The organism is Pedobacter deserti (assembly GCF_024436415.1).
In the GTDB taxonomy this organism is placed as follows: domain Bacteria; phylum Bacteroidota; class Bacteroidia; order Sphingobacteriales; family Sphingobacteriaceae; genus Pedobacter; species Pedobacter faecalis.
Map to the genome: position 1 here is coordinate 3,172,169 of NZ_JAFMZQ010000001.1, position 12,158 is coordinate 3,184,326.

General features: G+C 41.8%; 11 protein-coding genes and 1 pseudogene. 6 read left to right on the top strand and 6 right to left on the bottom strand.

Annotated elements, in window-relative coordinates:
- Positions 1-129: 129 nt before the first annotated feature.
- Positions 130-1,287 (bottom strand): FecR family protein, encoded by a 1,158-nt coding sequence (locus tag J3P40_RS14345; RefSeq protein WP_256006857.1) that lies wholly within the window; start codon positions 1,285-1,287, stop codon positions 130-132.
- A gap of 19 nt (positions 1,288-1,306) precedes the next feature.
- Here J3P40_RS14345 and J3P40_RS14350 point away from each other — a divergent pair, with 19 nt between their 5' ends.
- The 4 genes from J3P40_RS14350 to J3P40_RS17830 all read left to right on the top strand — a co-directional run bounded on the left by J3P40_RS14350 (position 1,307) and on the right by J3P40_RS17830 (position 6,033).
- Complete coding sequence (locus J3P40_RS14350) at positions 1,307-1,960, top strand: RNA polymerase sigma factor (protein WP_256006858.1); 654 nt, start codon at positions 1,307-1,309, stop codon at positions 1,958-1,960.
- A 332-nt stretch (positions 1,961-2,292) separates the two neighbouring features.
- Complete coding sequence (locus J3P40_RS14355) at positions 2,293-3,150, top strand: GLPGLI family protein (RefSeq protein ID WP_256006859.1); 858 nt, start codon at positions 2,293-2,295, stop codon at positions 3,148-3,150.
- Positions 3,151-3,156: 6 nt separating this feature from the next.
- Complete coding sequence (locus J3P40_RS14360; RefSeq protein ID WP_256006860.1) at positions 3,157-5,823, top strand: carboxypeptidase regulatory-like domain-containing protein; 2,667 nt, start codon at positions 3,157-3,159, stop codon at positions 5,821-5,823.
- A 3-nt stretch (positions 5,824-5,826) separates the two neighbouring features.
- Positions 5,827-6,033: a hypothetical protein gene (locus J3P40_RS17830; protein WP_370687719.1), complete on the top strand. Its 207-nt coding sequence runs from the start codon at positions 5,827-5,829 to the stop codon at positions 6,031-6,033.
- On the opposite strand, the pseudogene J3P40_RS14365 reads toward J3P40_RS17830, so the two are convergent.
- A pseudogene (locus tag J3P40_RS14365) lies at positions 5,953-6,135 on the bottom strand (IS66 family transposase); the annotation flags it as partial. The gene J3P40_RS17830 and the pseudogene J3P40_RS14365 overlap by 81 nt on opposite strands.
- A 221-nt stretch (positions 6,136-6,356) precedes the next feature.
- On the opposite strand from J3P40_RS14365, the gene J3P40_RS14370 reads away from it, so the two are divergent.
- Together J3P40_RS14370 and J3P40_RS14375 are read left to right on the top strand one after the other, a co-directional pair.
- Complete coding sequence (locus J3P40_RS14370; RefSeq protein WP_256006861.1) at positions 6,357-7,097, top strand: class I SAM-dependent methyltransferase; 741 nt, start codon at positions 6,357-6,359, stop codon at positions 7,095-7,097.
- A gap of 52 nt (positions 7,098-7,149) precedes the next feature.
- Positions 7,150-7,614, top strand: a complete 465-nt coding sequence (locus tag J3P40_RS14375) for a GNAT family N-acetyltransferase (RefSeq protein WP_256006862.1) — start codon at positions 7,150-7,152, stop codon at positions 7,612-7,614.
- A gap of 85 nt (positions 7,615-7,699) precedes the next feature.
- On the opposite strand, the gene J3P40_RS14380 is transcribed toward J3P40_RS14375, so the two are convergent.
- The 4 genes from J3P40_RS14380 to J3P40_RS14395 form a co-directional block, all read right to left on the bottom strand.
- A complete protein-coding gene (locus J3P40_RS14380) occupies positions 7,700-7,843 on the bottom strand; it encodes a hypothetical protein (RefSeq protein ID WP_256006863.1) in 144 nt (47 codons plus the stop codon).
- Positions 7,844-8,304: 461 nt separating this feature from the next.
- Complete coding sequence (locus J3P40_RS14385) at positions 8,305-9,963, bottom strand: S1C family serine protease (protein ID WP_256006864.1); 1,659 nt, start codon at positions 9,961-9,963, stop codon at positions 8,305-8,307.
- A 17-nt stretch (positions 9,964-9,980) separates the two neighbouring features.
- Positions 9,981-10,727 carry an FKBP-type peptidyl-prolyl cis-trans isomerase gene (locus tag J3P40_RS14390; protein ID WP_256006865.1) on the bottom strand — a complete coding sequence of 249 codons (747 nt, stop codon included), beginning with the start codon at positions 10,725-10,727 and terminating at the stop codon, positions 9,981-9,983.
- A complete protein-coding gene (locus tag J3P40_RS14395; RefSeq protein ID WP_256006866.1) occupies positions 10,720-12,147 on the bottom strand; it encodes a TlpA disulfide reductase family protein in 1,428 nt (475 codons plus the stop codon). The genes J3P40_RS14390 and J3P40_RS14395 overlap by 8 nt, the downstream gene beginning before the upstream one ends.
- Positions 12,148-12,158 lie beyond the last annotated feature (11 nt).

Sequence of the window (12,158 nt, forward strand, 5' to 3'; positions counted from 1 at the left end):
AAAGGGCTTAACTCAGATCAGCGCAGAGGTGTTCCAAGCACTTCTGCGCATTTTTAAGTTATCCCTATACGATCAGGTTGTAATTCGTAATGGTTTATTCATTTGGTTTTAGGTTATTTATTATATAATTTATTTAGTTGCTATTAGTTTCCCATTACTCCATTTAAAGTCAACTTGGCCGGTTTGCTCCAGTTTCTCTAACAAAGTAGATATATTCGCAAAACGGGATACGCTCCCCGTTAGCTTTATCTTTTTAAGATGATCCGCAACGCTTACATCTACATTGTACCACCTTGATACTTGCCGCATAATTGATTCCATATCTTCACTAACGAATAAAAACTTCCCTTCTTTCCACGAAACGAAAGAATGAGCCTCCACTTCAGCTACCATGATGGCACTTCCATTAAATGCAGCCTGTTGGTCGGGTTTAAGGATAACGCCACTTTTAACGCCTTCCGCATTAATTTTTACACTGCCTTCTATTAGCGTTGTGCGAATGTCGGGTTCATCCGCATAACTTTTTATATTAAACCGGGTACCCAGCACCTGCACACTTTGTTTCCCGGCCTTTACAATAAAGGGTCGCCTCTTATCCTTCTCCACCTCGAAATAAGCCTCACCGGTGATCTCTAGTTTACGCTCTTTTTTATCCGCAAAGTTAGCGGCGTATTTTATGGAAGAAGCCGCGTTAAGGAATACAAGGGAATTGTCCGGAAGTACAAGTTCTATCTGTTCTCCTTTAGCTGTTTCCAGCATATTCATCGCATTAGCTTCAACCTGTGCGGCACTTAAGGTGTACTGCAATCTTCCATCTTTTGTAAGGGAGATCCGTACTCCGGCTTCTTCTGCAAGTTGCCCCGATGTTTTATCAGATATGTATATTTTTTTGCCACTAGCCAGGGTTAAGGTCGCCCCCGTTTTACCAGCCTGAACTTCTTTTGGTTTGGCCGTTGACACAGAATAAGCAGCAATTGCTTTTGTCTTCTGCACCTTTTCTTTCTTAACGAAAAACAGGACACCGCTTACTAAAACAGCACATGCTGCAGCAATAGCTATCCATCTAACAATTTTTTTAGCAGGCTCAGGTTTATATTTGTTTTTAAAATCTGCGTATAATCGATCTGCCACTTCGTATTCACCTCCATTAGCTTCCATCCAGTGTTTAAGATCGGAGAGATCATAACTAAGCTCATGAAACCAATTGTCAAGTTCTGCCTGTTCCGCAACCGAGCTATTTCCCTGTGCATGTTTTGTTAGAAGATAGTGCAATCTTTCCTGTTCCATACCTCAAAGATGCACTTCGATGCCCTTACCGTTACTCCGGTCAAAAATATTTTTTATTTTGCGCACTTACTCGGTAAATTTACCTATCAAAAATTATAGCAGCTATAGCGAACAACAACTCATTTCCCTCTGGCAACATGGGAATGACCATGTATTTGAAGCTTTCTATCAAAAACATGCGGTTAAACTATTAAAGATTGCTGTGCACAAAACAGGCGACCGGAACGTTGCTGAAGAATTGGTGCAAGATTCCTTCCTTTCATTATACCGGCACAAGGCCGATATTACCGAACAATCGCATATCGGTGCTTACCTGTATATCGCGTTGAAAAACCGCATTTTAAATTATTACAGGAAAGAAAATACGCATAAAAAATATGAAGCGTATGTGAAGCAACATACTAGAGAGCAGGATAGCTCGACAGAGCTGACCATCGACACACGAGACCTCGAGCTAAGGATCATTGAAGAGATAGAAAAATTGCCTTCGCAATGTAAAACCGTTTTCCGCTTAAGCCGTTTCGAATATCTAAGCGACAAGGAGATCGCTGCCCGGCTGAACATTTCTGTAAATACGGTTGAACAACATAAACGTAAAGCTTTACGTATCTTACGGGGATCCTTGCAGGAATACCTTACTTTAGCGTTTGTCGTTCATTTATTGGAGCTGTGAAGCTACACGCTGCACAACGCCACGAAAGTTAAACAGTTTTTACGGTAAGCATCATCGATGGGGATTATGTAGTCTCCTATCGCTATGGTATTCTCTTTTTCTAACGCCGTTATCTAATTAGCATAATAAGGAAGGATCGGCGAATCCTTAAAAAATTATTGCCCTGTAAACGTATCTCCATCTCTTTGATCGACAGGTTACCATGTTTGTGGAATTCCTGGCCAGTTTTGCCGGAATACCCACTTACTTCCAGTTCAACCGCTAAATACTCTGACAACAAAGTACTATATTGCGTTATCACCCAATTCTAAACTTTAAGATTAATTGTTCTTATGAAAAATCTCTTGCTATTTTTATTACTGCTTATCGCAATTACTTCAAAGGCACAGAAAAAGGAGCCTGCCTTAGCCGAGGTGCATTATAAGTTGATACATATCACGGATACCACTGAAAAGAATAATCCTTATACTGAAAGCTTTGTACTACTGCTCGGGAAGAGATCAAGTTTATACAGCAGCTATGACGCCAGACAGTCTAAATCCGCCATGGAAAAAGACATTAAGGATCAAATCGACAGGGCTACCAACCCCAATGAGCTTGAACTTACCATTACAGAAGGGCGCCCAACCAGCCCAGTGGAATTTTTCCAAGACCTTTCTGCAAAGAAGATATATTCCAAAGAGTTTATCGGTCCGCATGCATACCTTTATGATCAACGTATCCCTGAATTCAACTGGCAAATACAAAAGGATACTGCAAGCATAGCTGGGCTAAAATGTCAAAAGGCAGAAACGACCTACATGGGACGAAGGTATCAGGCTTGGTTCTGTCCGGATCTTCCCTTTCATAGTGGCCCTTGGAAGTTTAGCGGCCTCCCCGGGCTAATCGTTCAGGTCAAAGACACTAAAAGTCAGGTAATTTTTGAATATGCCGGATTTACAGACGTCAGTTCGAAACAGCTTACGGTCGGGCTTCCAGAAAATGCTACCAAACTAAGCGAGGCTGAATATGCTAAACTTAAAAAACTGGAGCGAACTGATCCCGGGGCGTTCTATAAAATGGCGGGGACAGCTCCGGATAGCGGTCCATTTTCTGGCGTCGATAAAAGTAAAATTAAAGCCATCAATGTGAAGCGAACAAAGAACACTTTCAGTCCGGCCATCAACAATCCGATCGAGCTACCTGAATAAACAGCCATGAAAAGGCGATTTGCTTTCTATTGTCCTGTCTTTTTATACTTGATTCTCATCTCTTTCAATCTATATGGTCAGTCCGTCCATGGACTCGTAACTGATACGCTGAATAAACCAATCTCCTATGCCAGCGTTAATCTGAAAGCAAGCGACCAGTCTATCATTGCCTTTGTACTGACAAATGAAAACGGAAAGTTTGAATTGGCCGTTCCTGCAGGTCTAAATACAAATGAGTTAAGCATAGAGGTTAATTGTATCGGCTACCAAAAACAAAGCAGGAGATTGAATGGGACGCCCGACCACCGATTTGTCTTGAAGACAGATATACAGCAGTTAAAAGCGGTAGAAATCTCCAGCTCCAGGCCTAAGATTGAAGCGAGGGGAGATACCATTAATTATTCAGTAGCCAGTTTCAGCCGAAATCAGGATCGGGTCATTGGCGATGTATTGAAACGAATGCCCGGTATCAAAATTGATGTTACTGGAAAGATAAGCTATAACGGAAAAGCGATCACCAACTTCTATATCGATGGGGACGATCTGTTAAATGACAGGTACAACCTGGCTTCAAAATCAATTCCAAACCTGGCTGTTGACCAGGTACAAGTCCTACAGAATCATCAGGGCGTTAAAATGCTTGAAGGAAAAGAATTTAGCGACGCCGTTGCCCTGAATCTCAAATTAAAGGACGATGCAAAACTACAAATTATGGGTCAGGCAAAGATTGCCGGGGGCGTTCCCAAAAAGTACGATACAGAAGTCAATGCGATGACCTTCAGGAGATCTTTTAAAGCGATCAATTCAATCAAGGCTAACAATATAGGCCTCAACCTTGAAAATGATATTCAATCCCACCAGTTGGACCAGAACGGAGATAGCGACCTCAAACATCCGCAAACACAGCTCTCGATAGGTACAGTAGGAACACCAGATCTGCCCAGCAAAAGATATCTGATGAATAACGCGGCGCTGGTCAACCTGAACAACCTGATCAAATTAAAAGAAGGTCTGCAACTAAAATTGAACACCTACTACTTTGGAGATCGACAAGACGAGCGATACAACAGTCAAACAGAAATCTTATTACCGGAGCAGCGAATACAATACGATGAAACCCAAAATGATCAGCGAAAGCCAAGGTACTCTCAAATTCAAACCAACCTAAACATCAATAAAAAAAACACGTACTTCAACAACACCAGTAAAATTACAAGTAACCAAACTTCAGAGAACGCAACCATACAAACAAATGGGGAAAGATTGGATCAAAGATTATCTGTTCGTCCCGTCGAACTTTCCAATGATCTTAATTATATCTTCCCTATCAGCAAAACATCACTGATTCAATTTAACTCGAACATAGATTACCTGCGTCAACCACAGCACCTATCAATTTTACCGGGTTATAATCCAAAATTGTTTAATGGAGGCATCCCCTATTCTCTCCTTGATCAAACTATTCATGCCCCATCACTCCTAACTAGCCACAGCTTATCAATGAAGCACAGGATTGGCAACATATTTCTCAACTACAGTACTGGAGTTAATTATCAAAATCAGCGGTACCGATCAAACCTCAGCAAAGTGACATCCGAAGCTACTCATGCCTCTGCCATTGATCGTTCCACAAATAACGTTTCCTGGACACGTGGCAATCTCTTCGCTGAAGCGGGCATCGATATTCCGGGAAAGAAAATTTCCCTCAGCGGAAAGCTCCCATTTATCCTACAGCGTACCTCATACGATGACCCCAGCTGGGACCTGAATCACACAGTAACCAATTTAATGGTATTGCCCGCCATCCGATTAAACTACAAGCTGATCAACCAGCACAGTCTGAATTTCAGTTACCGATTACAAAATGAGCAGGGAGACATTGAACAGGTTTATAGAGGCTATGTACTGCGAAATTACAGAAACCTCAGCGCCAATGACGCAGGTCTGCTAAGGCAAATAAATCATACAGCTTCGATAGGCTTTAAATATGTGAGACCAGAAAAACTATTCTTTACCAACCTGGATATAAGATACACCAGTTCCATATCAAATTCACTTCCCTCGTTCGAAACTAGCCAGGAATTGAGTAGACGTATATTACTTCCCATACATAATAAAAGAAGCAACCTAAGCCTGAACATGTTCAGCAGCAAATACTTGTTCTTTTTTGGGGTCACGTTAAGTGCAGGCCCTTACATCAGCTTCTCGGAAACAGAAATCATCCAGAATGAAAGCCTTCTTCCTTACCGGACAAATACCGCAGGAACCACATTAGGTCTTGACAAATCAATATCAAAATCCTTGAACATTACATTTGAAGGGAATATATACAATTCAAGCAGTAAATCGCCTCTGACCTCCCCTATTAACTTCAGGAGATTGGAGCAATCACTATCTGTGAACCTCACGCTTCTAGAAAATCTAGACATTCAGTTATTTGGAGAACACTTTCTAACCTTGCAAGAAAACAGTCAAACTGTCCAATCATTTTTCAGCGATATCAGCGGCAAATATATGTTCAGCAAAAAACGGATCGAATTTGAACTGAAAGCATTAAATATCTTTAACGTTAAACAATATACCCTTCCAAACATTTCCAACAATATCCGTTCAATCAGCAATTTTGGATTACCGGGCAGAATGATTATGGTTAAAACAATATTTAACTTTTAGTCTTTGAAATACCATTTTAGAAAGCCTCCCAATAATGCATATTTCGCTCAAAGTGGTCAGCTGATTTCGCTGAAGGTGGTTCACAGTTTGATTGGCGAAAGAAATTCACTTCAAGTTGGGCTGGCTTGGCAAGATATTTTCCATGGCGTATTTCAATCGTTGGAAGCGATTTACCTCGTGCTCTTTGCAGATTGCAAAAAAGGAATATAGCATTCCAGCCCAGCTAGCAGCATCATGGGTGCCAGCGAAAAGGTAGTTCTTGCGTCCTAAAGCGATGGGACGTACAGTATTCTCGATTGCATCGTTATGAATATGACTGGGCTATTCGTACGCGTGTCAACAGCAACATGAAGAATAAAGTTACTTAATGAAGTTGAGGGCAAACTAAATCTTTATATCAAAAAGACCCTCCACAATTTCGATGACTCTTTATGTAGAATTTTGAATTCTTATAATATTGTTACAGGGGGATTCAATGATCGTTAGATTAATTTAGTACCTGTTAAATAGTCTAGAATCCATAAATTGCAATTATGAAAGACAACTTTTCATTAGGATCAGACAAATACGCGAAATATAGACCGACTTATCCTCCGGAGCTCTTTGACTACCTTGGCTCCAAAGCATCTCAAAGGAAAAGCGCATGGGATTGTGGCGCGGGTAATGGTCAAATAGCTATACAGTTATCTGCCATGTTTAATACGGTATATGCAACCGACATCAGTCAGTCTCAGATAGACAACGCCCAACGATCAGAAAACATAATTTATTCTTTACAACCAGCCGAGAAGACGATGTTTCAAAATAATATGTTTGATCTCATTATTGTCGGTCAGGCCATTCATTGGTTTGATTTTGAACAGTTTTACAGTGAAGTTCAACGGACAGCAACAAGAAATGCATGGATTTGCGTTGTGGGTTATGGCAGATTAGAAATTTCCAAATTGATAGATCAGATCATAGATGATTTTTACCATCATGTTTTAGGTCATTATTGGGATAAAGAAAGGAAATTCATAGATGATAATTACCAGACCATCCCATTCCCCTTTGAGGAGGTCGAGACACCTGAATTTGTAAATATTCAGGTATGGACCTTAGAACATCTGATCGGCTATTTGAACACTTGGTCGGCAGTAAAGCATTACATCAAAGCAAACCATGTTAACCCGGTAGATCGTTTACAAATGGATATAAAAAAGCATTGGAAAACCGGCGAAACAAAAACGATACGTTTTCCCTTATTGCTACGTTTGGGGAAAGTTAACAAATAGCAAAATTGTCCTTTGCTAAAACCTATTAATGGTTAGTCTTTGCAGAATAATTATGAAAAATAAACTTGAATTTAGAAAGGCAACTTTAAAAGATCTGCCGGATCTTGCAAAGATGTTAGCAGATGACGAGTTAGGCGCAATCAGGGAAGACGTCGGCGAAGTTCTATCGGAACGCTATATCGGTGCCTTTGAAGCCATTAATACTAATTCCACTCATGAATTAATGATTGTAGAAATGGAAGGATACATAGTAGGTACTTTTCAATTGAGCTTTTTGCAATATTTGACCCATCAAGGCGGTCTTCGTGCGCAAATTGAGGGTGTCAGAATCCACTCAAATTGTAGACGCCAAGGTATAGGAAAGAGAATATTTGAGTATGCAATTGGAAGAGCTAAAGAGAAAAACTGTATCATGTTGCAGTTGACAACGGATAAGCAGAGGCCTCATGCTATTACTTTCTACCAAAGTATTGGTTTCATCGCTACCCATGAGGGAATGAAACTAAACTTGCAATAATGGGCAACCAACCTTGCTCAATCCATTTGTGTTAACAACCTTTATCTTTTTAGTATACCAATCGCTTAGTACTGTAGGGTTAACGCTAATGAGTGGCATCAATTTCCGCTATGATCTCCAGTTCCGCCCCATAGTCGTTTCTTGTCTGCTGAATACTTTGAATCCCAATCGTATAGCGAATCAACTTGCCCCCACCGGTAGTAGTCGTAGTGATCAGGCTGATAAACAATGTCAGGTATTCATCAAAGATAAGGTTGCATTTTTTGTCTACCCTTTTATAGAAAGAATCGGCGATGCAACATCATACTTTCCCTTTCAGGCTTGAAAGAAACCGTAGCTCTCTTCCAGTTCCGCGTCTCTCTCTCTTTTTGTTGTAAGCTTCCACCGTGAATGGGTAGGCTTCCTCATTTTTACCCGCTTTGAAAAGCAGCTTGTGACCCGGTTACCCGTCACGGTGCTGCAGCCGACGCATTCAAGATTAACGGCATCCTGCTAAATTCACTATTGCCGAAAGTGGCGGATACGTTTTTATGCATCAGGATTTGAAGGTAAAGCTGAAGCTGCCGCCGAAGTTGTACAGACGGTCCAGATGGCCTGAAATACCTGGAAAGCAGATTGTTTTCTATCATGCACTTCCGGCATTCCTGATCATGTATATCTTCAAATTACACAAAACGATTGCTATTCTAATCAGTAGATATGACTTTTAATAAATTCCGCAACCTGTCTGGCAGGCATAATAAGCGTGCTTGTGCGACTAAACCTTGCAATGTTAATCCCATAAAATTTACCTGAACTGTCAAAAACCGGCCCCCCGCATTCGTCTGCCCTGATCGCCGCATCATGTGAAAACACACCGTTAAATCCATCCAGCCGAAGGCTTTTTCCTCCTTCTGGTCGGTCTGCTGGGTGGTTACCTATCGGCCGTTTTGTCAATATAGCGCTTACCTCAAAATTATTCCCCTCACGGATTCCCCGAATGCCAATGGTATCACCGGGATTGTATTTAACAAGCTCTGCGCCATACTGCTCGGCTTTATCAATCGGAATCCCATTGATGCCGGTAACCTGGTCTCCCGCCTGTAGTTTGGCCATCGCCGCCGGGCTATTTGGAGCTATCCGAGAAAGGATAATCTTTTCGTCCTTAAAATTCGCTGGTGCACCCAAATACCCTGCGCTGAACTTTCTGGGCAGGTTAAATTCAGCAGTACTGATCACACTTGCCTTTCGAACATCTCCCGGCAGGGGAGAAATCAGAAAATGTCCAAGAGCTTCCAGCTCAGCAACCGGCGCGTTTTTCATCGTACGCAATGGAATGCTATTTTTAAGTTCACCCGCTATGCGCAGCAGCACAAGATCATTTTCCACATCTCTTGCAGCTACTTCTGTGTTAAATTCCTTACCATTAACGGAGATTACCGGATGATCGGCTACGATCGAATTTTTGCTGACAACTACAGATTTTCCGTCCACGCTAAAGGCTGTGCCCATAGCGCTCTGTGCCAGTTCATTGAACACACTTCTGATCTCTATGACGCTGTTCTTCCAATTGAATGTTAGCTCCTTAGTACTGACTGGGTCAACAAGATCAGGAACTGATGAAATCTTACCCACAAGCGGATCTGCTTTCACCTCATTGCTTGGTTCAGGCAATGCCTTGTAATCTTCGGCTACAGACAATAAATCCCAGTACTTCCGATAAGTGTCTATCGGCACCTCATAATTCTCATTCTCTGACAACTCACACCTGCTATGCATCGCTACTAAACGGCCCATGTAGTCAAATAGCGGCCCTCCGGAATCACCTGGCTCCATCTTGCAGCTCGATTGCACAAAACCCCATTTGGTAAGCACATTGACAATCCGGCCAAACCGTACTGAGGGGAACAACTGATTTAAAGTTTCAGGATAGGAAATGCTGATACAAGGCTCATTTACCTTTAAGCTGTATGACCAGCCCATTTCAGCAGCCGGCCACACACCTTTATCAATGATTTTCATCATCCCAATATCAGGTCTGACCTGCATATCGGCCAATCCGATTCTGCCTAATGCTGTAGCCATAACCTCCCTTCCATCCGGAAACCGAACCTTATAAGTTCTGCCCGGCTGAATAGCGTGAGCGACAGTTAGTATATGGCCTTCGGCACTTACTACCACCCCGCTAAACTGCGCACTATTCTGCGTTTTTCTTATCGTATCAAATCCCCAGACTCTGACAGACGCTGAATAGGCCTTCTTGATACTTTGTTTAATTTGCACCTGAAGCTCAGCAATCCCATAATGCTGACTATTTGCATTTGGAACCAAATAGATCAAAAAGAAAAGAACACTCAAAAACACTTTCATGATTTATTAACTTTGGGTCACTTATCTGACAAAGCAGCAGATTTCACATTTAGCAATTCGACATCAAAGATCAGTAAGGACCCACCCGGGATGCCTTGGCGGCCATTCGTTCCATATGCCAAATGGTACGGCACGTAAAATCTATATTTTGATCCCACAGACATCAACGGAATTCCTTGGATCCACCCGCCTATCGTATTTTTAAGCGGAAATGCCACAGGGTCTTTTTCACCATAGGTGCTATCGAAAACTTTTCCGTCGAGCAGTTTACCTTCATAATGTGCTATAACTGTATCGGAAATGGTTGGCTTCGTTCCGGTTCCGGAAACCAAAATTTCATATTGTAAACCACCTTGAGTTGATCTTATTTCGGGTCGGCTTTTATTGGCTTTTAGAAAAGCCAGGCCATTCTTGATTGTAGCAGCGACTTTGGGGTTGACTTCCTCCATGATTATGATATCCATTTCAGCCTCGCTGAGGAGTACTTTGGAACCGTCGATAACATCAGCCGCGCCCAGCGAGAAAGCTCGCTTACTTATCTCCGTTACGCCTTGTTTAGCGTAAGATTTTGCAGCCTTTAAACCCATCGCGTAGCTTAAAGAGTCCTTTCTCGTTTGAAGCCCTAATGTGCTTCCCTCAACTTCAGATTTTTTGGAAGTTCGTCGCGAGTTAATCTGCGATTGCGCACAGGCTGTTGAAATGCTGCATAACACGATTAAAATAAGCAGATTGTTCATTTTCAGTTCCGTCTTAAACCTAACCATTTTTGGCGAGTTCTATCATGGTCGACATTTCTTGCAAAAAAGCCTGTTCACCTTCTGCCCCACCGCCCGTAGAGCTAAAACGTATGTTGCCTGATTTATCAATCACAAACTTGCTGGGAATAGCTATTACCTTAAAGCCTTTTGCTCCCGGATTCAAATTAGTCTCGGGATCTCTCATGTCCATAAGCACATTAAAGGTATAATTTTTACTTTTGATATATTCGGCTGCCATTTTAGGCGCTTCTGGTGTCTTTTCAAAGGTGTGAATAAATAAAAATACAACCTCTTTGTCGCTTCTGAATTTATCGACAGCCGTTTGCATCATTGGAAAGGATGCTTTACATGGACCACACCAAGTCGCCCAAAAATCCAGAATAACAACCTTTCCCCGATAGTCACTTAAACGTACAGTCTTTCCATTCAAGTCTTTCATAGTAAAATTAAAAGCAGGTTCCGATTTCATTCTTTTACTTATGTTCGACTTTATCCTTTCTTTCAATGCCACATCAAATTGCGTCTGCATTTCATCAAACCCAGCGTCACTACCTTTGTAGGCCATATAGGCTGGTTTGAATTTAGATCTTAGAGCCTCTGTGCCTCTTCCGTCGCGCATCTGCTGTTCCATGAGCGGATATGCTTCTTTCAGACGATTCATCCCGATAAGGTAATTCATATAGATATTCTGGTATTCATTTTTTGCATACACATTTTCCGTGGGATACTCATAAAGCTCCTTTGCATATCTAAAACCTTCTTCGTACTTACCATTATGATAAAGTAAAAGACTAAAAATCCTAATGTATTCTTCATACCCGCTTGGCTTTACTTCACCGCGCCGTGCCAGGTCTGCAAAGGTTTTTCTGATAAGCTGTTCTCCTAGCTTGTAATCACGAGCATCAATGGCTTCACGTGCAGCATAGGAAAAGGCTTTGGTTTTGTACGTGCTATCTTTAATGGCGTTCAAATATTCCATTACTTTTTCAGGTCTATTTCTACCTAGAAAGCTAACGGCCACATAGTACCTGGATCCATCCAGGCCAAGACCTGTAAAACCCGGGGGGGTACTGCTCCATCTGCTTGTCATATTTTTAAATAACTTTTCCTTTTCGTTCGGATCAGGTTCATTGTATATTTGCGTGAACAATTCTTGAAACGCCGTCAAGCCCTGGGGATGCTTTTTAAGGATTAAGCTGGAGACCTCCGCGGCTTTATCGCGAGAACCTTTCACGGAATAATAACTACTCAACAGGATCAAGTCTGATTCGTCATCGCTCGAATAAAGCGCTGCCAGTTTTTTTTCTAACGCCACCGAGTCCTGCTCATTACTGAGCTGGGTTAATCTAGGGTTCGCTTGTGGCCGCTGCGCAATAGCGAAGCTTAATTGAAGCACAAATAAAGCGCCTAATAGTATCTTTTTCATTTTATTATCAT